Here is a 21,048-nt window from a genome sequence, read left to right as displayed (position 1 = left end):
GCGCGCTCGCCTCGGCGGACCTGAAGCGTTCATAACGCTTCAGGTTTTCCCAAGGACTTTAAGGCGCGCGATCCGTAATCTGCACGCGTTCGATGACCGCTGCGCGCGGCATCGCGTGTCCATACCCGTACCTCACTGGAGCAATCATGGCTTTTGAACTGCTGACCCCCGAGAACTGCGCGCTCGCGCTGATCGACCACCAGCCGCAGATGTTCTTCGGCACGCACTCGCACGAGCGCACCACCGTGCTGCACAACGTGCAGATCCTCGCGAAGGCCGCCAGGCTGTTCAAGGTGCCGACGGTCCTCACGACGATCGCCGCGGACTCGTTCAGCGGCCACCTGCTGCCCGAAGTGCAGCAGGTGTTCCCGCAGGTCAAGCCGGTCGATCGCACCTCGATGAACTCGTGGGAAGACGCGGGTTTCCGTGCGGCGATCAAGGCCACGGGCCGCAAGAAGATCGTGATCGCGGGTCTGTGGACGGAAGTGTGCGTGGCGTTCCCGACCGTTCAGATGCTCGCGGAAGGCTTTGAGATCTACGTGCCGACCGACGCGTGCGGCGACATCACCGAAGAAGCGCACGAGCGCGCGATTCAACGCGTGATCCAGGCCGGCGCGGTGCCGATGACCTCGCTGCAGTTCATGTGCGAACTGCAACGCGACTGGGCCCGCGGCGAGACCTACGAAGGCTGCATGGACATCTTCAAGGCGCACAGCGCGTACGGCATCGGCGTGCGTTACGCGAAGCAGATCCTCGGCGAACACGCGAGCGAAGCGGCTTGAGCTGCTTCGCGTTCCGGGCCGCGCAGACCTGCGATGAAAACTACGATGAAACGTCCTGATACTTCCAACTCCGCCGATGTCGCGCTGCTGTTTTTGCGCGTGAGCGCGAGCGTGCTTCTGCTGATCGTGCACGGCTTGCCAAAGATGTTGCACATCAGGGCGCAGCTCGGCGCGATCGAGGACCCGCTGCACCTGGGCAGCGCCTTCACGCTGGCCTTCGCGATCTTCGCGGAGGTCGTGTGTCCGGTGCTGATGATCGTCGGCGTTTTCACGCGGCTCGCCGCACTGCCGATTCTGGTCGTCACCGTGGTGGCGCTCACCCTCGTACATCCGGATTGGAGTCTCGAGCAGGCTCAGTTCGCGTGGATGCTGCTGATCCTGTTCGGCACGGTCGCGATCGGCGGAGCCGGGCGCTACCGGATCACGTTGAACCGGGACGTTCCCGCGGACGCGCGCACGTCAAACTTTTAACGGCGGACCACGGGTTCGCCAAACAACAAGGAGATCGACTCGATGAAACTGCATTCGAAACTCAAGCCGGCCACGGCACTCGCCGCCATCGTTCTGTTCGCGGGCTACGCGGGCAGCGTGTTCGCCGACGACGCGGCAGTCGCCTACGTACCGCCCGTTCAGGCGCATCCCGCCGCGCCGAAAGATCCGGCCAAGGCACAGCGCAAGGCCGAAAAGAAGGCCGAGCGTGCCGCCGACCGCCATCTCGCCACCAACGTGCGCAAGGCGATCGTCAAGGCAGGCGGCGTGGACGCTTCGCACATGACGGTTGTCGCCAAGTCCGGCGCCATCACGCTGGAAGGTTCGGTGCCTGAGGCGGCGCAGATCGACCTCGCGCAGCAGCAGGCGCAGCAGGTCGCGGGCGTCACCGGCGTGACGAACCGTCTGACCATCGCGACCGCGGGTCATTGAGCCGACGGCTGTATAGCATGCGTCCGCCTCGCGCGGACGCGAAGCACGAGGAACGCAACATGACATATCTGATCTCGCTGGGAGCGGGCCTCGTGGTCGGTCTGCTCTATTACTTCGCGCGCGTGCAGTCGCCCGCACCGCCGCTGATCGCGCTGGCCGGCCTGCTCGGCATCGTGATCGGTGAACACGCGATTCCATTCGTACAGGCGCAATGGCGCGCACCGCAGGCGCAAACCTCGAGCGCGCCGCAAGAGGCTGCCGCCACTTGCGCCAACAAGGTCGACTCGTCATGCAGCAAGCAGCCATAGAGGTGGGCTCGGCGTCCGCGAAGGCGGCGCTCGAGCCGCTGCGCGGCGAAAACGCCGTGCTCGCGTTCGTAGCCGGTTACGTCGACACGCTCGGATTCGTCGCGCTGTTCGGGCTGTTCACGGCGCACGTCACCGGCAATTTCATTCTGATTGGTTCGGGGCTCGCGGGCGCGGGCAGCGGACTGCTGATCAAGTGGCTCGCGTTTCCCGCCTTCGTGGCGGGCATCGTCGGCGCGCGCCTGCTCGATGACAGGCTGCGTCAGCGCGCGCATGGCGTGCGCGTTGGCGCGCTCTATTTTCTGCAAATCGTCTTGCTCGCGGCGTTCATGGGCGCGGGTCTCTTTGCAGTACCCATCGTCAACGCAGACGCGCCGCTGACGATCGCCTGCGGCCTGCTCGGTGCAGCCTCGATGGGCGTGCAGAACGCGCACGGCCGGCTGACCGCGCGCAGCGTGGTCGCCAATACCGTGATGACCGGCAATGTCACGCAGGCCGTGATTGACGTGTTCGATCTGTTCGCGCTGGGTACCAGTGAGGCCGAACGCGCGCTCGCGCGGGGCCGCCTCGCGACCACGCTGCCGCCGGTGCTCGCGTTCGCGGCCGGCGCGGGCGCAGGGGCGGCGGGCTGGCTCGCCGCGTCGTTCTGGGCGCTGTTGCTGCCGCTCGCGCTGCTCGCGCTGGTAGCGACGCTGGCATGCCGCAAGGCCGATTCGAAAGACACGCTCTGAGCCCGCGGGCTGATCGCATTCTTTTTCAACAGGAACCTCACGTGAAACTCATTCGTCTCGATCGTCCCTTGAGATCCCTAACCATTGCGCTCGCGATGCTCGGCGCAGCGCTGCCCGGCGCGCCGGCTTTCGCCGACGACGGCCAGTACCCGCTCGCTTCGCCGGCGACGGCGGTTGCGCCGGTGGTGTCGGTCGGTCCGCAATACGACACCACGCACGTTTATGTGTCGAACGAAGACATCGACGCATTCGTCAGCAGCTTCGTCGCGACCTTCGGCGGCAAGGCCTCGCCGCGCGCGGTATTCACGGTCACGCCCACGCCGAGCAAAACCGCTTCGCAATACGTGCAGACGCCGGTGGGCATGCTGTCGGTATTCGCGTTCCAGACGGCGGTTCCTTACCCGTTCGGCAAAGAACGCACGGGCTACCTCGTGACCGATATCGACAAGGCCGTGCGTGCCGCGCACGCAGCGGGCGCGGACGTGGTCGTCGAACCGTTCGACGATCCGATCGGCAAGGACGCGATCATTCAGTGGCCGGGCGGTCTGACGATGCAGCTGTACTGGCACACCAAGGCGCCATCGTATGCGCCGCTCGAACACGTGCCGGACAATCGCGTCTATGTGTCGAAGTACCAGGCGCAGGACTTCATCAAGCGCTTCGTGCGCTTCTCGCACGGCAAGATCGTTTCCGATAACCGCCATGCGGATGGCGCGGAGATCGGCAAGCCGGGCGAGACGATCCGCCGGGCGCGAATCCGGTCAGGCTTCGGCAACATGCTGGTGTTCGTCACCGACGGCAAGTTGCCGTACCCGTATGGCCGAGAAACCACCGGCTACGAGGTGGGCGATCTCGACGCCACGCTCGCAAAGGCGCAGGCAGCCAACGTGAAGGTGCTACAGGCGTCGGCACAAAACGTCGAAGGCCGCACGGCGATGGTCGAGTTTCCGGGCGGCTATGTCGCGGAACTGCATCAGCGCGCGAAGTGAGTGGCATGAGGACTCGCGAGTTATCACGCGCCAAACGCAGCACGGCGCTCGCGCGTGCGGTCCGCGCGAACGTCACGTTCGCCGCGTTCGCCACGTGCGCAGGCTTGCAGGCCGGCGCGGCGCATGCGCAGACCGCGCAGGCGGTGGCCGCATCGCCCGTTGCCTGCGATGCGCAACGCCCGGTTCCCTCGTTCAATCGCTGGCAGGAGGACTGGGGTGCGCTCGCGAATCCGTGCGTGCCGCGCAAGCCGCTCGATGCGTTGAAGTACATTCCGCTGTCGGGCGACCCCAGCTGGTATCTGTCGCTCGGCGCCAATCTGCGCGAGCGCTTCGAGTTGAACAACACGCCGTTGTTCGGCCTGGGGAGCCAGACGCCGGACAGCTGGGTGATCCAGCGTGCCGAGGTGCATGCGGACGCGCGCTTCGGCTCGCACGTGCAGGCCTTCTTCCAGCTCGTCGATGCGCGGCCGTTCGGCAAGGATTCGGTCACGCCCGTCGACCGCAATCCGCTCGACACCGAGCAGGCGTTCATCGCGTTCGTCGGTGGAGTGGGGCCCGGTACCTTCAAGGCGCGCGTCGGTCGTCAGGAAATGGCGTTCGACTTGCAGCGTTTCGTTTCGGTGCGCGACGGTCCGAACGTGCGCCAGGCGTTCGATGCGCTGTGGGCCGACTACGAGCTTGGCAAGTGGCGCTTCATCGGTTATCTGACGCAACCGGTCCAGTATCGCGACGAGCGGGTTTTCGACGACGTGTCGAACGGTCACCTGACGTTCAGTGGCGTGCGGGTTGAGCGCGCGAGCGTGGGGCCGGGCGATCTGTCCGCTTACTGGTCGCGTTACACACGCGACAACGCACGGTTTCTCGACGCGGCCGGCACCGAGCGGCGCGATGTGTTCGACGCGCGCTACACGGGCAAAAACGCATCGCTCGACTGGGACGTGGAAGCGATGCTGCAAACCGGCCACGTGGGCACCGACACGATCGGCGCGTGGGCATTCGGCGCGCTGGGCGGCTACACGTTCGCCGCGTTGCCGGGCAAGCCGCGCATCGGCCTGCAGGTCGACGGCGCGTCGGGCGACCGGCATCCCGGCGACGGCCGCGTCGAGACCTTCAATCCGCTCTTTCCCAACGGCTACTACTTCACGCTGGCGGGCTACACCGGATACAGCAACCTGATTCACGTGAAGCCGTCGGTCACTTTCAGGCTGGCGCCGAAGGTGACGCTGCTCACCGCGCTCGGCTTCCAGTGGCGCGATACCACGGCCGACGCGATTTACGGCCAGGGCATGGCGACGGTGCCAGGCACGGCAGGCAAGGGCAATCTCTGGACCGGCATGTACGCACAGGTGCGAGCGGACTGGAGCGTCAACGACAACGTCGCGCTCGCGCTCGAAGCCGTGCACTTCGAAGTCGGCGATTCGATCCGCGCGCTCGGCGCGCGCAACGCGGACTACGTCGGCGTCGAAGCAAAGTTTGGCTGGTAATCACGCGGCTCGCGCGCAGCTTGCCGCGAGCACGTTCAAACGAATGAGGAAACGCATATGAAATTTATCGACACGCCCGACGGCACGTCGCTCTACTACAAGGATTGGGGCGCGGGACGTCCCGTGGTGTTCATTCACGGCTGGCCGCTCAATGCCGACATGTGGGACCCGCAGATGCTGCATCTCGCCGCGCACGGGTTTCGTGCCGTGGCTTACGACCGCCGCGGCTTCGGCCGCTCGGCTCAGCCGTGGACAGGGTATGACTACGACACGCTTGCCGACGATCTTCACGCGGTGCTGGAGACGCTCGCGCTCGAGGATGCGGTGCTGGTCGGATTTTCGATGGGCGGTGGCGAAGTGGCGCGTTACATCGCAAGACATGGGACCCGCCGCGTCTCACGAGCGGTGTTCATCGGATCGGTGACGCCGGGCCTGCAGCGTAGCGAGAACAACCCGGAGGGCGTCGACCCTACGGTATTCGAAGGCATGCGCGACGCGCTGCGCCGCGACCGCGTGAGCTTCGTCGATGCCTTCAACCCGCTCGTCACGGGCGCCAACCGGCCCGATTCGGCGGTAACGAAGCCGGTGCACGACTGGCTCTCGAACATGGCGATGCAGGCTTCTCTGAAGGCGACGATCGACTGCGTGACGGCATTTTCGGCCACGGATTTCCACGCCGATCTCGCGCGAATCGATATTCCCACGTGGTTCGTTCATGGCGGCGACGATCAGACCGCGCCGCTCGATCTGACTTCGCGCGCGGCGGCGCGGCTCGTCAAAGGCGCCACGCTCGACGTCTATGACGGCGCGCCCCATGCGTTGATGCTGACCCACGCGGAACGCCTGAACCGCGATCTGCTCGCATTTGCGGCGACCGCCTGAGCTGGCGGCCTGGTTCAGCCGCGCATTTGATCCCCCGATAGACGTTCAGAGACGGAGTGACGACGATGTTCGTAGAAATGGAAGTACAGGACACGTGGGCTCGAATCGTAGGTTCGCTGGCGAGAGTCGAGCGGACCGGCGATGAACAGCCGATGTCTCTCTCAACGAAGCTTCGCCATGCCGATCGCTCGGCCACGCGAGCCGGGGGGGGTCACGCGACCATCATCGTGGTCGAACGGCCCACAATGACGAGCGCCACGATCGAGTGGCGCGATTCGACGAATTGCTATTACGGCGCGCAGCTGTGGCGTCTGGTGCGCGCCCGCAAGTCGGGCGTTTGCGCGCTGAGCGGCGAGCCGATCAGCCGTGGCGACGAGATCTTCAAACCGTGCGGTCGCACCGACGCGGTCAATGCGGACGCGATGATCCGCACCTCCGCGATGCGTGCTTACCCGGCGCGCAATAGCTGAGCGCCGCGCGCCGGGCGCTGTTGCCAGCGTCCCGGGCGCTTTCTCTGACGCGCGCTCGCGCGTCTACTTCAGGGCGCCGCCTTGACGGCGGTCGCGGGGTGGCTTGCCGGGTCCGCATCGTAATTCAGCGGAATCCACACGTAGCTGCCGCCCTCCTTGCGCACGTGCCCGAGACCCGGAAACGAAATATGCGCGGCCGCGATCACGTCATGTTCGCGCGCCGCACGGTCGAGCAACGCGAGGCGGGACTGCCTGGCCGCGGCGGCGTCCGAGTCGTACTCGACGGAAGCCCTTGGGTCGCGCAACTGGATGGCCGCGACGTGGATGATGTCGCCCCAGACGATCAGCGTCTGCTGCCCGCTTTTCACGACATAGCCCGTATGTGCCGGCGTGTGACCCGGCGTGGCGAGTGCGCTGACACCGGGCGCGATCGCGGCGTCGCCGTCGAACGGCCGGAAACGTCCCGCTGCGATATAGGGGGCCACCGATTGCGCCGCCGAATCGAAGAACGAACTCAGAAACGACGGCGCGGTTTTCTTGTTGCCGGCGTCGAGCCAGTAATCGGCCTCCCGTTGCGACACGCGCAGCACTGCGTTGGGAAATGCCATCAGGCCGGCGCGAATCACGCCGCCAACGTGGTCTTTATGCATATGCGTGAGCAGCACCTGGTCCACCTGTTCAGGCTGGTAGCCGGCGGCGCGCAGGTTCGCGAGCAGATGGCCGCAGCAATCGCCGTAAAGCACGCCCGCGCCGGTATCGATCAGGATCAGCTGGCTGCCGGTGTTGATCAGAAACGCGTTGATAGAACCTTGTAGCGGCAACGCGAGATCATCTTCCGCGAGATCATGGTCGATCACGCGGCGCGGCACGTCCGTCATCACGGTGTCGACCGGAAACGGATGTGTGCCGTCGAGCAGCGCCGTGATTTCGTAGGAGCCCAGCATCATGCGATAGAAGCCGGGGCCTTGCGTGCCGACCTGCGGTGCGGCCGCATGCGCGAGCGCGGCGTGAAGGGAAACCAGCAGTGCGGCGAGCCATGCGAAGAATGTCAGCGCCGCGCGCGAATGCTCGCGGTGTGGAACAGCAGGGAAGACTGAAGATTGGGTATGCATAGTGGTTGCTTCGGGTGGTTGGAAGGTTGCGCAACGTGCGCCTCACTCATTCTCGAATTCGAACCGGCTCGATGCCTAATGAAGCGTTCTTAAAGTTTCGTCGCGGGCAGGACGTTTAAGCTGCCGTTCAGAACTCTTCAGGTTTTGGACCGGACTGCGCTTCGGAGTTGAAGCCGACTGGCATAATGCCGTCGACATTCCCGAAGACCATTCGGCACGACACTTTCCCGATCGCACCCGATCGAGTGCGTGAGCTTCCCTCGGTAAGGTGCGAGAGTCCGTTGATGAGCCCGTCCTTTTTTTTCAATTCCGGCGACAAGGTGTATTTGCAGTTCGTGCTCGAAGAGGGCGATCGCGCGCTTGGCCGCGGCTGGCATCTCGCGCCCGACGGTCGCCGCGAAGCGGTGCTGGCCGCGTGGATTTCCGCATCGCGCGCCGATCCTGCCAGCGCCGCGCGCCTGACGCACGAGTACAAACTCAGGGACGAACTGGTCGGCGTCTGGGCCGCCACGCCACTGAAGCTGCTGCGAGAACAGGGCCACACCGTGCTGCTGCTGAGGGACCCGGGCGGTCAGCCGCTCACGGCGCTGCTGGGCGCCGCCATGGAAACAGACCGGTTTCTGGACCGTGCGATCGGCATCGCTTCGGCGCTGAGCCAGATTCATCAGCGCGGGCTCATCCACAGGGATCTGAAGCCCGCACATATCTTCACGGACGCGTCGGCGGGGACGACAGCCATCACCGGCTTTGGCGTCGCGTCGCGGATTTCCCGCGGTGTCGAAGCGCATTCACAGGTCAGTGCGGTCACGGGCAACCTCGCTTACATGGCGCCGGAGCAAACGGGGCGCATGAACCGGCCGGTGGACGCTCGCAGTGATCTGTACGCGCTCGGCGTGATGTTCTACGAGATGCTGACGGGCGTATTGCCCTTCAGCGCCGGCGATACGGCGGACTGGGTGCACAGCCATCTCGCCCGACAGCCGGTCTCGCCAGTCGAACGTCTGCCGACGATTCCCGTCGCTCTGTCGGACGTCGTGTTGAAGCTTCTCGCCAAGACGCCCGATGAACGCTATCAAAGCGCGGCGGGTCTTGAAGCCGATCTGCGCCGCTGCCGCGCGAGCCAGAGCGCCGATGGAGGCATCGAAACCTTTGCGCTCGGACAACAGGATTTCGCGCATCGCCTGATGGCTCCCACGCGCCTTTATGGACGCGAGTCGGAAATCGCAGCGCTGCTCGCGGCTTTCGAACGCGTCGAGCAGCAAGGCAAGCCGGAACTCGTTCTGATTTCGGGCTATGCGGGAGTCGGCAAGACGGCGGTGGTGACCGAATTTCAACGGCAGATCGGCATGCAACGCGTGCGGTTTGCCAGCGGGAAAGTGGACCAGTACCGCAGTGAAATACCCTATTCGACGCTCGCGTTAGCGCTGCAGACGCTGATCCGCCCGCTGCTCGCGCGCAGCGAAACCGAACTGGCTCCGTGGCGCGCCGTGCTCGACGACGCGCTGGGACCCAACGCGAGTCTGCTGGCCACGCTGATCCCCGAAATCGGACTGATCCTCGGGCAACAGCCGGTCGTCAACGATCTGCCTTTGCAGGATGCCCGCCATCGTTTTCAGCTTGCGTTCCGCAGCCTGATCGGCGCGTTCGCGCATGCCGAGTCTCCGCTGGTTCTCTTTCTCGACGATGTGCAGTGGCTCGACGCGGCGACCCTCGATCTTATCGAGCACCTGGCGACGCATCCGGAACTGAGGCACGTGCTGTTCGTCTGCGCATACCGTGACAACGAAATTGCAGCGGGCCATCCATTGCCACGATGCCTGGCGTCGATTCGCCGGGCAGGAACCCGAGTCAGCGCGATCGCGCTCGAAGGGCTTCGCAGCGATCAGATGAGCCAGATCGTCGCGGACGTTCTTCGTTGCGACCTGCAAAGCAGCGCGGCGCTGACGGAATTGATGCAGCAGAAGACGGCCGGTAATCCGTTCTTTGCGATTCATTTTCTGAACACGCTGCTGGACGAGGACATGCTCGTGTTCGACCACCGGACGGCCCGCTGGTCATGGGATCTCGACCAGATTCGCGCGAAGGGATTCACCGACAACGTCGTCGACCTGATGCTGACCCGGTTGGGACGTCTTCCCGAGCAAACCCAGGACGTGTTGAAGCTGATGGCGTGCGTTGGCAACGAAGTGCCGGTCGACGTTCTCGTCATCGCGCGTCACGGGACGCTGGCGGATCTCGATGAGGCGCTGCGACCAGCGGTTACCGCGGGGCTCGTGTTGCGCAAAGACGCGTCCTATCGATTCCTGCACGACCGCGTGCACGAGGCGGCCTACGCATTGATTGCGCCATGGGCGCGCGCCGAGGCGCATCTGGCGATCGGCCGGCGCCTCGTGGCGGAGTTGTCGCCCGACCATGCGCGGGAGCTGGTGTTCGATATCGTGGGCCAGTTGAACCGGGGCGCGGCATTGATCACCGAGGTCGGTGAGCGGGAGCGGCTCGCCGAACTGAATCTTCTGGCAGGCAGCCGCGCAATGGCATCCGCGGCTTATCTCGCGGCGTTGACGCATTTCACCACCGGCAGCGCGCTGTTGGGGGAAAACGCGTGGGAAACCCGCCCTGAACTCGTCTTCATGCTCGAGTTGCGGCGCGCGGAGAGCGAGTTCCTGACGGGTGCTTCCGACGCGGCGGAAGGGCGGCTTCACGCGCTTTCCCAGAGGGCAATCGGGCTACCCGATCTCGCCGCGGTCACGCAGTTGCGACTCGAACTGTTGATGGCGTTGGGGCGGCGCGAGCGCGCGGTCGAGGTGGGCTTGGAATATTTGCGGCGTGCCGGCGTTGCATGGGATTCGCAGCCGTCCGCGGGCGAAGTGCAACGAGAGTACGACGGTATCTGGAGCCGGCTCGGCGACCGGCCGATCGAGTCTCTGCTCGATTTGCCGAAGATGACCGATCCCGTTGCCGCCGGCACCATGGCGGTCTTGACCGCGCTGATGCCGCCCGCCTGGTACACGGACGCATCACTGCGCGCGCTGGTCATCGGTCGGATGGTCAACCTCAGTCTGGAATACGGCAATGGCGAGGCGTCATGCCTCGGGTACGCCTGGCTGAGCATGATTCTGGTCCCGCAACGCGAGCACAGCGAGGCGGGTTTCCGGTTCGGCCGGCTCGGTTTCCAGCTCGCTGAGCGGGACGGCGAGGATCGTATCCGCGCGCGTGTCTATCAGGTGTTCGGCGGGCACGTGATGCAATGGACCGAACCGATCCGGAACGCCCGGGACATCCTGCAGCGCGCGATCGATGTGACCGAGAAGCTCGCGGACCGAACCTTTGCGTGCTTCATACGCAACAACCTGCTGACTCATTCGCTGGCAAGCGGCGAGCCGCTCAGAGAGGTGCAACGCGAAGCGGAGGCGAGCGTCGAATTCGCGCGTCAGACGGCTTTCGGTCTCGGCGTCGATCGAATGATTCCGCAACTGCAACTGGTGCGGACGCTGGCGGGCCTGACGCCGACATTCGGTGTGTTCGACGACGCGAGTTTCAACGAGGCGGAGTTCGAGAGCCGGGTCGGCAGCAATCCGAGCCTGTCTTTTGCGTTCTGCTGGTACTGGATTCGCAAGTTGCAGGCGCGCTACTTCGCGGGCGATGCGATTTCGGCTCGCGACGCGGCCGAACGCGCCGAGGCTCTGCTTTGGACGTCGCCGTCGTTTTACGAGCAGGCCGAGTATCAGTTCTATGCGGCACTCGCGCGTGCAGCCTTTTGCCACGCCGAACTTCAGCAGCCCGGGTCCGACAACCTGCGGATTCTGGCGGCCCATCATCAGCAATTGTCTTTGTGGGCGGAACATTGCAAGCCGAACTTCGGCAGCCAGGCCGCGCTGGTCGGCGCGGAGATCGCTCGCCTCGAGCAGCGTTCCGCCGACGCGATGCAGCTCTACGAAGAGGCAATCGGTCTCGCGCGCGACCATGACCTGATCCATCATCAGGCGCTTGCCAATGAACTCGCGGCGCTGTTCTATGCTGAGCGCGGCTTCGAAAAGATCGCCCGCGTCTATATGCAGGATGCCCGGCAGGGCTATCTGTGCTGGGGGGCGCTCGGGAAAGTCCAACAGCTAGAAGCCCGCTACCCCTATCTGCGGGAGACCGAGCGGATCGGCACCGCGGGCGGCACGATCGGCGCGCCGGTCGAACATCTCGATCTGGCGACGGTCATTGCCGTCTCGCAGGCGGTATCCAAAGAGGTGATCCTCGAAAACCTGCTCAATACGCTGATGCGTACCGCGATCGAGCAGGCCGGCGCACAGCGCGGGCTGCTGCTTCTGATCCGCGACGGCGAGCCGCGCGTCGCGGCCGAGGCGACCACGGCCGGCGACGCCGTGATCGTGTCCTTGCGCGACGGCCCGATCGAACCCGATACGATACCCGTGGCGATACTCAACTACGTGGTGCGGACCAACGAGAACATCATCCTCGACGACGCGTCGGTCGAAGGTCTGTTCGTCGGCGATCCGTACATCCGCCGGCATCGTGCCCGATCCGTGCTGTGCCTGCCGCTTCTGACGCAAGCCAAGCTGATCGGCGTGCTCTACCTCGAGAACAATCTCGCGGCGCGGCTTTTCGTACCAGCGAGGACGGCCGTGCTGAAGCTGCTTGCTTCACAGGCCGCGATCGCAGTCGAAAATACCCGGCTATACCGGGATCTGGGGCAACGCGAAGCGCGGATTCATCGCCTTGTCGAGGCGAACATCATCGGCATCTGGATCTGGCATCTGGATGGCCGGATTCTCGAAGCCAACGACCTGTTTCTGCGCATGGTGGGCTACGAGCGCGACGATCTGCTGTCGCAGCGTCTGCGCTGGACCGACCTGACCGCGCCGGGGTGGCTGAACGGCGACACGCGCATCGCGGAGGCGTTCAAGCTGAACGGTACCGTGCCTCCGTTCGAGACCGAATTCCTTCACCGCGATGGCAGCCATGTACCGGTTCTTCTAGGCTCGGCCAATTTCGATGAGAGCGGCGAGCAAGGCGTGTCCTTCGTGCTGGATCTGACGGAGCGCAAGCGCGCTCAGGAAGACCTGCAGCAGGTGCAGGCGGATCTGGCGCACGTCACGCGCGTGACCACGCTGAATGCGCTGACCGCCTCCATCGCGCACGACGTCAATCAGCCGCTTGCGTCGATCATCACGGACGCGAAGGCGGCGCTGCGCTGGCTGGCCCGCACGCCGCCCGATCTCGGCGAATTGAAGGAGACGGTGGAGCGGATCGTCGAGGGTGGTCACCGCGCCAGTGCGGTGATCGCGGGCGTGCGCGCGCTGCTGAAGAAGAGCTCGCCGGACGCCACGCTGGTGGATCTGAATGATCTGATCGAGCAATCGCTGGTACTGCTTCAAGGCGAAATAGTCCGACACCACGTTCAGCTTCGTATCGAGCTGGAACCGTCGATGCCGTTGGTGACAGGAGACCGGGTGCAACTGCAGCAGGTGCTGATCAATCTGCTGATGAACGGAATCGAGGCGATGAAGGACATGATGTATACGCCGCGCCAACTGTGGATTCGATCCCGAACCGACAGTGCCGGTTCGGTGCTGATCGCGGTGCGGGATTCGGGACCGGGTCTGTCACCTGAAATTAGCGAGCGGGTATTCGAGCCTTTTTACACCAGCAAGGCCGAAGGTCTCGGCATGGGGCTCGCGATTTGCCGGTTGATCATCGGCGCACATCGCGGACGGTTGTGGGCGAGTACCGATCAGCGAGGCGGTGCGTTGTTCCAGTTCTCTCTGCCCGCGGAGATATGCCATCCCGTCACGGCCGGAGCATGATCCGACCGGTGCGGCGCTGAACGCGCACCCGGCCGTCAGAAAGTCTTTTCCGCGGGCTCGATGCCAAGCGCTTCGGCCATGCGAACGAGATCCGGCAATGTTCTCGCCTTCATCTTCTTCATGACCTGGCTGCGATGAACCTTCACCGTAATTTCCTGAAGGTTCAGGGTTGCGGCGATCTGTTTGTTCATCAGGCCGGAAATGACGAGGGTCATCACTTCGCGCTCTCTTGGCGTCAGCGACTCATGAGCACGCGATACCTCCGCGAGCGAGCGCTCGCGTTCGAGGCGTTGTTTGTCGATCGCGAACGCGCGCTGGATCGCATCGAGCAGTTCGTGGTCCTCGAACGGCTTTGTCAGGAAGTCCAACGCTCCGCCTTTCATCGCGGTCACCGAGCTTGCGACGTCGCCGTAGCCGGTAATGAAGACCACGGGAATGCCGAGCCCCGCGTTGCCGATTTTCTGCTGCACCGTCAGTCCGTCCTCGTCTTCGAGTTGCATGTCGAGGATCAGGCAGCTCTGCACAGCGGGGCGGGGAAATTCGAGGAACTCGCGGGACGTCGCGAAAGTTTCGACGCGAAGGTCGTACGAGCGCAATAGCGAACTCAGCGAGCGCCGCAGGATTGCGTCGTCGTCGATAACATAAACGATGGATTCGGCGCTTTGCTTCACGTGATCAGTTCGCGCGGCAGATTCGGAAACGCCCATAGTCGTGTTGCCCGAGAGGACGGACCGGTTATCACAGTGCGCCAGACATTCGCTCACGATGGGCTCGCAGCGGAGCGTTGGCGCGTTCCGATTTCATCAATCAACGCCAATATCCTGTCGACCGAAAACGGCTTGTGGAAGAAGGCGATTGCCCCTTGCCGGAGCGCTTTGTCGACCACTTCCTCTTCGCCGTGCGACGATATAAAAATGACAGGGATCGCCGTTCCACGCTCGATCAGCGCCCGTTGCACGTCGAGGCCGTTCATGCCGCCGAGCTTGAGATCGAGAAGAATGCAGCAGGCCTGCGCCACGGTCTCCGACGCGAGGAAGGCTTCTCCCGACTCGAAACACGTTGCCGTATGACCGGCGGATTTCAGCAAGCCCGCCAGACTTCTACGTATCAACGCATCGTCGTCGACGAGGTACACAATGGCCATGAATTATAGAGGTTCGAGCCCATTTGATAGGCGGAAAAAACAGCGGATTTCACTTCGGCGCCATTATCCTATGGTTTGGTGGTGTTCTTGTGTTCCGGCGGCTCAGGAAGCGAAATTGGCGGGTGCGTTGTCTTTCGAGGACACGTAGCGGGAACGGAAGCAGGGCCATTCGCCGGATTCCATCAGCCGCTCGATCGCGTAGGCCCTCTCGACCGGCAACAGCGAGTAACTCTTGACCGGACCCTCGGTATGCAACGTCAGCAATGATTTTTTCGCGAGGCTAAGGACGCTGGTCAGTGCGGCGTCCCGTCCAATGTCCGCACAGGAAATGACGTCGCAGGCACCCGCGAGATTGAACGTGCGAGGGAATACGGCGAGCCGACGCAACACCGCGCACTCGGGCTCGCTGAGCAGCGAGTAGCTCCACTCGACCGTTGCGCGTAGCGTCTTTTGACGCGGATGCGCGGTTCTGAGTCCGCCCGAGAGCCACAGAATCGATTTCTCGAGTTCGCGAAGGAGTCCTTGCACGCCCAGCAGCGCGGCCCGCGCGACGGCCAGTTCGATCGCGAGCGGCAAGCCGCCGAGACGCCGGCAAATGTCGGCAATCACATTGAGCGTTCCCGGGTCGGCGGGAAAGCGGATTCCGGAGGCCCGCGCATGTTCGAAGAACATGCTGATAGCGCCGCTCGCGAGCGTCTCCGCTTCGCCGGCGTTTTCCTCGGGCAGTGTCAATGGCGAGATCGAGTGGACACGTTCGCCCATTGCGCGCAACGGTTCGCGGCTCGTCGTCAGAATGACGGCATGGCCGTTCGATGCCGCGATGCATTCGCATAGCGAGGCTACAGCCTGAAGGACTCTTTCGCAGTTGTCGAATACGAGTACGATTTGCCGGTCGCCCACCGTCTGCACGACATCGGCGATCGTCGGCGCATTACTGCCCGCAGCGCCGCCAAGTATCTCGAGTACCGCGAGAAGACACGAGTGCTGGGTGCTGTGGCCGGCGAAGTCGACGTGGCATACCTGGAAATGGTTGCTGTCGGCCCATGCTCTCGCGACACTCAACGCGAGCCGCGTTTTTCCAACGCCGCCCGGGCCGCTTACCGTCACGAGCGATCCGCGCTGCAGCATCTCGTACAGCGTGTTGGCGTCGTCATCGCGGCCAACGAGCGGCCACGACCGCTGCGTGACGACACTGGCGACCGCTTTTGCTGCAAGCTCCTGGCTCGTTGCATGGGGCGCAGTCATCTGGGACGGCGTGCGGAGCTGGTAGCCCCGTCCCGGTACAGTGCGAATCCAACCGTCGCCAAAGAGCTTGCGTAGCGCCGAAATATGAACCTGTATGTTGTTCTCGACGACGAACGTGGTCGGCCAGACGAGACGCATGATCTCGTCTTTCGTGACCAGCTTCCCGGCGGACCGGATCAGCAGTTCGAGGATATCGAACGCTCGCGCGCCGATCGGCTGAGCCTGGCCGTCCCGAAACACCTGGCGTCCATCGAGGGAGACCGCAACTCGATCAAAAACGTACATGATGCGTCTCCCCTCCAGCAAGCCCGGATGGCGCATCTGGCCAAACGGCGGTGAACTACAGATTTGCGCGTGATCGTGGAAATCACGCTGCTCTCGAACGTCGCACCGAATCGTAGGGCGGCACCAGGAAAGACGCCATTATCTATAGGTATAAACCATCGGCAACAAGCCGCCTCGGCCGCTCGCCGTTGTTCTGAAGCCTGGTTGAATTCTTCGTGATAGCGCGCCCGGGCTATCAGGTTAGTGGCGCTGATGTCTTCCTAGACCGCGCGATTACGCCACGCTCCGGGCGTTGTGCCGACTAGCTTGACGAACACACGGCCCAGATGGCTTTGATCTGCAAACCCGCAAATCGCGGCGATTTCCGATAGCGTCATATCGGTCTCTTCCAGGAGTTGGCGCGCCTGCTCCGTGCGTTGTTCCAGCAACCACTGGTGTGGCGTGCGGCCCGTGGACTTGGCAAACGCCCGGATGAAATAGCCGCGCGACAGGTTGCATTCACGCGCAATGTCGGCGATGGAGATTTCGCCGCGGTTGCTGTCGAGCAAAAGCTCCTTGGCACGAGCCTCGATGGCGCTGGATAGCCCGCGGCTGACGCGCACGTCAGCTGACGCAAAGTTGCCGTACCGCCTCGCGATATGCGTGCCGAGGCCAAGCCCCATCTGCTCGACGAAAAGTCGGCTGAGCGGGTCTGTCGCTTCGAGACTTGCCGTGAGTGCGCGCGAAAGATGCCCTAATACGGGATCTTTCTGCCCATTGGCGCAGATTAAGCCCGAGATACCCGGCGCGTGATGCTCATCTTCGAGTCGAGTAAAAAACGAGCGTGACAATTCGACGAGCACGAAATCGAAATTCCCATACATATCCGCTTGATAGTCTTCAGAAAAATCCCGGATATATATGGAGTCGATTTCAAACCGTCTGACGAATGAGCGTGCGCCTCGAAGAATCCTTCTCTGATGACCGTTGCCGAGCGACACCCCTACCAGAAAGCCTCGCTCGCTTGCCGGCATGGCGATGCGGCTCAAGTCAGGCTCGGCCATGCACTTGCGGTAGAAGGAGATATCGTTGCCGACTGCTTCGAAGTCTTTGCTGAGCTTACCCGCGACGCAACCCAGATTGTCCTTTGGCAGTTTCGGAACGCTGGCGGGCGATTCGCGCGAAATCATAGGAGGCGAGTAGATAGCAATAGAACCTGGGCAAGATGATCCGGGAAAACGCCAATCGGGTTCCGTCGAATCCATCAAAAGGGTGACATTTATACCATGACAAAACGCGCCGGCAATGCAGATCGGATCGGCGGCTTTGGGGGGATTCGCTGCGTCGACAGGTGTTTTGAAGGCGGCCGGAGTACCCGCTCCGATTGGCACGCAGACGATTCGTCGCGATCTAAGCGCTCAAAAGACAGGGATCAGAGTGGATTATTGTTCAATACGTATGCATGACGATTGATTACAATTTATTGGTGAAAATGCAGAGAGCACGGGTACGGACTGGTTTCGAAGCCTATGTGTTTGTTGTTCCCCGGAATGGAAATTCAACCTGATGCGAGTCATCCAGTGCTTAGCCACGACAATACTGCGTGGAGATGACCATGATTGAGATCGGCACTTTGAGTGTCGATTTCGACCAGCGCGAAATCAGACAGAACGGGCAGCCTGTACGGCTGGGCGCACGCGCGTTTGCGATTCTCGAAGAGTTGTACCGGGCCCGCGGCGCGGTACTCTCCAAGGATGAAATCATGGACGCCGTCTGGCCGGGCGTCATCGTCGAGGAGAATCGCCTTCAGGTTCATATGGCTGCGCTGCGCAAGCTACTGGGTGCCGATCGCGATCTGATCAAAACGGTACCCGGCCGCGGCTATGTGCTTGTTCGGCCGACTGAGGGTATTCCGGCGCGCGGCACGGACAGTCTTGCGGTCGCTGGGAAGGCAGCGCCAGCGCGCGGTGAATTTCCCATCGGGCGTGAAGGCGAGGTTGCACGAATAATCGAACAGGTCGGCTCGACGGCCGTCATCACCGTGGTGGGCGCGGGCGGTATTGGCAAGACCTGCCTCGCCCGCTGCGTGGCGAGTGAGATGGAAAGCCGATACGGACGTCATGTGTGTTTCGTCGAGCTGTGGAAGGCATCATCGCGCGATACGGTGCTCGCGACGCTGGCCGAAGCGCTTGGCGTAATCATGGGCCCGGACGATACCTACGACGCTGCCATCGCGACCGCCATCGCGGCGTCCAATTGCCTTGTCATCCTGGACAACGCGGAGCACGTGATCGATGTGGTCGCGAGCCTCGTCGATGCGCTGGTAGCGCGCAACCCAATGGCGCGTTTCGTGGTGACCAGTCGCGAGCCTCTGCATATCTGGGGTGAAACCGTGCTGCGCCTCGAGCCGCTGGCCGTCCCAGCGAGCGGAGAAATGACCGATGCGATACTCAGTTGCTCGGCCGTCGTACTGTTTCTGCGTCGCGCGTTCACCCTCGCACCCGAGTGCGCGCACGACGAGGCGAGCATTGCGCTTGTCGCCGAGATTTGCCGCCGGCTTGGCGGGCTGCCACTCGCAATCGAACTCGCTGCGGCCCGGGTGGCGACGCTCGGCCTCGAAGGTGTCGCCTCTCGGCTCGATGACCGATTGAACCTGCTCACCGGCGGGTTGCGATCCGGTTTGCCGCGCCATCAGACCTTGCGGGCAACCTTCGATTGGAGCTACATGATGCTCGACAGCGCGTCGCAGGCGCTGTTTCGCAGAACCGGTTGCTTTTTCAGCACGTTCAGTTTCGAGGCGGTATGTGCAGTCGCGGCTGAACCTGATATGTCGGTTGCGGTGATCATCTCGAGTCTGTCGGAGCTGGCTACCAAGTCTTTGCTGAACGTCGAGTTTCGAGGGGCCATCGCGTTTTATCGGCTCACCGAAAGTACCCGCGCCTATGCGCTCGAGAAGCTGCGTGACGAAGGAGAGTCCCAGATCATTGCAGCGCGTCACGTGCGCTATATGCGCAGCTATATCGAAGGGAGCGGGCCGTTCGTTGCGGGCGACGACGAGGAGCCTGGCGCGAGCCCACGATTTTCACTGGATGACGCACGCAGCGCATACGACTGGGCCTTTTCCGCGGAAGGCGACCCGGCGCTCGGCGTGGCGCTCGCCGGCGCACTTGTCGGCCGGTTGCTCGGGGCTTCCCACGTCAGAGAGTGCTGCGAGCGGGCGCGACGCGCGTTGACGGTGCTGGATGGCCTGCCTCCCGGCGCCGTCGATGCCGAGTGCGAGATGAAATTGTGCGCTGTCTACGCGGCGTCGTTGATTCACACCGGCGAGGACGTCGCTCGGGCGCCATTGTTGTGGGAGCGTGTATTGCGGCTCGCACGCTCGACCGGCAATGACGAATTTGCCATCGATGCGCTTTGGGGCCTGTGGAATACCATGCTCACGACCGGCGACATCCATACCTCGATGCGCTACGCATTGCGCTATCAGCATGCGGTCTCGGGCGGTGACTCACGCTGGCGGCAGTCCCTCGCGGAGCAGATGATTGCAATTTCGTTGCACTACCTGGGCGAGCAGGAACAGGCCGGTCAGCGATTGGAGCAGGCAATCGAAGCTATCGCCGGACTGAGCCTGCCGATCTCGGCGGGAACATGGCTGACCATCGACCCGCTGATCTGGGCGACCGGCACCGCGGCACGGATCGCCTTGCTGCAGTGCAAGCCCGAGCGCGCAATGCGACTCGTTGAACGCTCGCTGGACCGGATTCGCGGCGATATGCTCGAGCCGTCGCTCAATCACGTACTCGCACTCATTGCCGTACCCGTCGCGCTCGAATCTGGAGAGCAACAGGCGGCGTCGAACTATCTGGCGTTGTTGCGCTCGCAAGCGGCAAGTCATCGACTCGATAACTGGCGGGATTATGCGGAGTATCTCGCCGTCAAGGCAGACGTGATGGCAGGGCGAGAAGACAACGTGCTCGAACGGTTGGAGCCCGTACTGCAGCGGCTCGTTTCTCGCGGATTCCAGCGGGTGGTCATGCCAATCTATGTGCTATATGCGGAAGCGCTGGGCCGGGTTGGGCGCATAGAAGAGGCCAGGGTACGGCTGGATGAGGCGCTCGCGTTTGCCAAGGCGAATGGCAATCGCTTTAACGTGCCTGAATTGTCGCGTGTTCGGGGCTGGCTCGAATTGCAGTGTGCAGCACTCGGCGAAGCTCCCGCAGCCGAAATCGCCCAACGCCAACAGAAAGGTGAACGCCTGCTCAGAGCTGCGATCGAGCAGGCGAATTCCGACGGCGCACCGCTTTGGGCAATGCGCGCCGAATATCAGCTTGCGGAACACCTGCTCGATCGGGGAGAAGTTGCTGCCGCCAGAGATCTGCTTAATGAACGGATCAAGCAGATCGACGTTGCATCGAAGGCGCCTGATTTTCAGCGTCTCGTGAGTCTGGCCGAACGTCTTCAGGGGTACGCGGCCTGATCGGCGCATCGCTCGTGACTCAGGCTCAGTCGCGGGCTGACCCGGTAGTTTGCTACTCAGCGAAATCGTGCAGCACGCACGTCGGCAAGATCAACGCCGACCTGCTCCCCTTCCTCCCGGACTGACGTCCACTCTCGCGCGCTCGCCTCGGCGGACCTGAAGCGTTCATAACGCTTCAGGTTTTCCCAAGGACTTTAAGGCGCGCGATCCGTAATCTGCACGCGTTCGATGACCGCTGCGCGCGGCATCGCGTGTCCATACCCGTACCTCACTGGAGCAATCATGGCTTTTGAACTGCTGACCCCCGAGAACTGCGCGCTCGCGCTGATCGACCACCAGCCGCAGATGTTCTTCGGCACGCACTCGCACGAGCGCACCACCGTGCTGCACAACGTGCAGATCCTCGCGAAGGCCGCCAGGCTGTTC

General features: G+C 63.2%; 16 protein-coding genes and 1 pseudogene. 12 read left to right on the top strand and 5 right to left on the bottom strand.

Annotated features, from left to right (window positions below):
* The first annotated feature begins 146 nt into the window (after window positions 1-146).
* From GCT19_RS37640 to GCT19_RS37600, 9 genes are all read left to right on the top strand, one after another.
* On the top strand, window positions 147-782 hold the full coding sequence (locus tag GCT19_RS37640; RefSeq protein WP_152854762.1) for a hydrolase: 636 nt from the start codon (window positions 147-149) through the stop codon (window positions 780-782).
* Between the two features lie 45 nt (window positions 783-827).
* Entirely contained in the window at window positions 828-1,253 is a 426-nt protein-coding gene (locus GCT19_RS37635) for a DoxX family protein (RefSeq protein WP_035491670.1), read from the top strand.
* A gap of 42 nt (window positions 1,254-1,295) precedes the next feature.
* Window positions 1,296-1,703, top strand: a complete 408-nt coding sequence (locus tag GCT19_RS37630) for a BON domain-containing protein (protein WP_018436550.1) — start codon at window positions 1,296-1,298, stop codon at window positions 1,701-1,703.
* A gap of 59 nt (window positions 1,704-1,762) precedes the next feature.
* Entirely contained in the window at window positions 1,763-2,011 is a 249-nt protein-coding gene (locus tag GCT19_RS37625) for a DUF1427 family protein (RefSeq protein ID WP_026228915.1), read from the top strand.
* The gene (locus GCT19_RS37620; RefSeq protein WP_026228916.1) at window positions 1,993-2,739 is read left to right on the top strand and encodes a YoaK family protein; all 747 of its coding nucleotides are present in this window, start codon (window positions 1,993-1,995) and stop codon (window positions 2,737-2,739) included. The genes GCT19_RS37625 and GCT19_RS37620 overlap by 19 nt, the downstream gene beginning before the upstream one ends.
* Before the next feature lie 95 nt (window positions 2,740-2,834).
* Window positions 2,835-3,728, top strand: a complete 894-nt coding sequence (locus GCT19_RS37615; protein WP_152854763.1) for a VOC family protein — start codon at window positions 2,835-2,837, stop codon at window positions 3,726-3,728.
* A 5-nt stretch (window positions 3,729-3,733) separates the two neighbouring features.
* Complete coding sequence (locus tag GCT19_RS37610; protein WP_152854761.1) at window positions 3,734-5,212, top strand: alginate export family protein; 1,479 nt, start codon at window positions 3,734-3,736, stop codon at window positions 5,210-5,212.
* Between the two features lie 57 nt (window positions 5,213-5,269).
* Window positions 5,270-6,094 carry an alpha/beta fold hydrolase gene (locus GCT19_RS37605; RefSeq protein WP_152854760.1) on the top strand — a complete coding sequence of 275 codons (825 nt, stop codon included), beginning with the start codon at window positions 5,270-5,272 and terminating at the stop codon, window positions 6,092-6,094.
* 152 nt (window positions 6,095-6,246) lie between these two features.
* Window positions 6,247-6,564, top strand: a complete 318-nt coding sequence (locus GCT19_RS37600) for a DUF3331 domain-containing protein (RefSeq protein WP_227717752.1) — start codon at window positions 6,247-6,249, stop codon at window positions 6,562-6,564.
* 68 nt (window positions 6,565-6,632) lie between these two features.
* Here GCT19_RS37600 and GCT19_RS37595 read toward each other — a convergent pair whose 3' ends face one another.
* A complete protein-coding gene (locus tag GCT19_RS37595) occupies window positions 6,633-7,676 on the bottom strand; it encodes an MBL fold metallo-hydrolase (protein WP_152854758.1) in 1,044 nt (347 codons plus the stop codon).
* A gap of 284 nt (window positions 7,677-7,960) precedes the next feature.
* Between GCT19_RS37595 and GCT19_RS37590 the strand changes: the two genes are divergently transcribed.
* Window positions 7,961-13,492 (top strand): trifunctional serine/threonine-protein kinase/ATP-binding protein/sensor histidine kinase, encoded by a 5,532-nt coding sequence (locus GCT19_RS37590; protein ID WP_152854757.1) that lies wholly within the window; start codon window positions 7,961-7,963, stop codon window positions 13,490-13,492.
* Window positions 13,493-13,527: 35 nt separating this feature from the next.
* On the opposite strand, the gene GCT19_RS37585 is transcribed toward GCT19_RS37590, so the two are convergent.
* From GCT19_RS37585 to GCT19_RS37570, 4 genes are all read right to left on the bottom strand, one after another.
* Complete coding sequence (locus tag GCT19_RS37585; protein WP_013092696.1) at window positions 13,528-14,199, bottom strand: response regulator transcription factor; 672 nt, start codon at window positions 14,197-14,199, stop codon at window positions 13,528-13,530.
* A gap of 53 nt (window positions 14,200-14,252) precedes the next feature.
* Complete coding sequence (locus GCT19_RS37580) at window positions 14,253-14,636, bottom strand: response regulator transcription factor (protein ID WP_013092695.1); 384 nt, start codon at window positions 14,634-14,636, stop codon at window positions 14,253-14,255.
* 102 nt (window positions 14,637-14,738) lie between these two features.
* A complete protein-coding gene (locus tag GCT19_RS37575) occupies window positions 14,739-16,166 on the bottom strand; it encodes an ATP-binding protein (protein ID WP_227749446.1) in 1,428 nt (475 codons plus the stop codon).
* 260 nt (window positions 16,167-16,426) lie between these two features.
* Window positions 16,427-17,335 carry an AraC family transcriptional regulator gene (locus tag GCT19_RS37570; RefSeq protein WP_018436560.1) on the bottom strand — a complete coding sequence of 303 codons (909 nt, stop codon included), beginning with the start codon at window positions 17,333-17,335 and terminating at the stop codon, window positions 16,427-16,429.
* A gap of 425 nt (window positions 17,336-17,760) precedes the next feature.
* Here GCT19_RS37570 and GCT19_RS37565 point away from each other — a divergent pair, with 425 nt between their 5' ends.
* Both GCT19_RS37565 and GCT19_RS37560 read left to right on the top strand, forming a co-directional pair.
* Entirely contained in the window at window positions 17,761-20,622 is a 2,862-nt protein-coding gene (locus tag GCT19_RS37565; RefSeq protein ID WP_152854755.1) for an ATP-binding protein, read from the top strand.
* 282 nt (window positions 20,623-20,904) lie between these two features.
* Window positions 20,905-21,048 (top strand): annotated as a pseudogene (locus tag GCT19_RS37560) (hydrolase); the annotation flags it as partial.

Origin of the sequence: Paraburkholderia atlantica (genome assembly GCF_009362785.1) — a bacterium.
Lineage (GTDB): Bacteria > Pseudomonadota > Gammaproteobacteria > Burkholderiales > Burkholderiaceae > Paraburkholderia > Paraburkholderia atlantica.
This window is presented reverse-complemented; position numbering and strand designations above follow the sequence as displayed.

What these genes read in the sequence shown, in the direction of transcription:
- GCT19_RS37570 (WP_018436560.1), bottom strand. Translation starts at nt 17,335, where the DNA reads ATGATTTCGCGCGAATCGCCCGCCAGCGTTCCGAAACTGCCAAAGGAC.
- GCT19_RS37590 (WP_152854757.1), top strand. Translation starts at nt 7,961, where the DNA reads ATGAGCCCGTCCTTTTTTTTCAATTCCGGCGACAAGGTGTATTTGCAG.
- GCT19_RS37585 (WP_013092696.1), bottom strand. Translation starts at nt 14,199, where the DNA reads ATGGGCGTTTCCGAATCTGCCGCGCGAACTGATCACGTGAAGCAAAGC.
- GCT19_RS37605 (WP_152854760.1), top strand. Translation starts at nt 5,270, where the DNA reads ATGAAATTTATCGACACGCCCGACGGCACGTCGCTCTACTACAAGGAT.
- GCT19_RS37620 (WP_026228916.1), top strand. Translation starts at nt 1,993, where the DNA reads ATGCAGCAAGCAGCCATAGAGGTGGGCTCGGCGTCCGCGAAGGCGGCG.
- GCT19_RS37610 (WP_152854761.1), top strand. Translation starts at nt 3,734, where the DNA reads ATGAGGACTCGCGAGTTATCACGCGCCAAACGCAGCACGGCGCTCGCG.
- GCT19_RS37595 (WP_152854758.1), bottom strand. Translation starts at nt 7,676, where the DNA reads ATGCATACCCAATCTTCAGTCTTCCCTGCTGTTCCACACCGCGAGCAT.
- GCT19_RS37615 (WP_152854763.1), top strand. Translation starts at nt 2,835, where the DNA reads ATGCTCGGCGCAGCGCTGCCCGGCGCGCCGGCTTTCGCCGACGACGGC.
- GCT19_RS37565 (WP_152854755.1), top strand. Translation starts at nt 17,761, where the DNA reads ATGATTGAGATCGGCACTTTGAGTGTCGATTTCGACCAGCGCGAAATC.
- GCT19_RS37580 (WP_013092695.1), bottom strand. Translation starts at nt 14,636, where the DNA reads ATGGCCATTGTGTACCTCGTCGACGACGATGCGTTGATACGTAGAAGT.
- GCT19_RS37600 (WP_227717752.1), top strand. Translation starts at nt 6,247, where the DNA reads ATGTCTCTCTCAACGAAGCTTCGCCATGCCGATCGCTCGGCCACGCGA.
- GCT19_RS37575 (WP_227749446.1), bottom strand. Translation starts at nt 16,166, where the DNA reads ATGTACGTTTTTGATCGAGTTGCGGTCTCCCTCGATGGACGCCAGGTG.
- GCT19_RS37635 (WP_035491670.1), top strand. Translation starts at nt 828, where the DNA reads ATGAAACGTCCTGATACTTCCAACTCCGCCGATGTCGCGCTGCTGTTT.
- GCT19_RS37630 (WP_018436550.1), top strand. Translation starts at nt 1,296, where the DNA reads ATGAAACTGCATTCGAAACTCAAGCCGGCCACGGCACTCGCCGCCATC.
- GCT19_RS37625 (WP_026228915.1), top strand. Translation starts at nt 1,763, where the DNA reads ATGACATATCTGATCTCGCTGGGAGCGGGCCTCGTGGTCGGTCTGCTC.
- GCT19_RS37640 (WP_152854762.1), top strand. Translation starts at nt 147, where the DNA reads ATGGCTTTTGAACTGCTGACCCCCGAGAACTGCGCGCTCGCGCTGATC.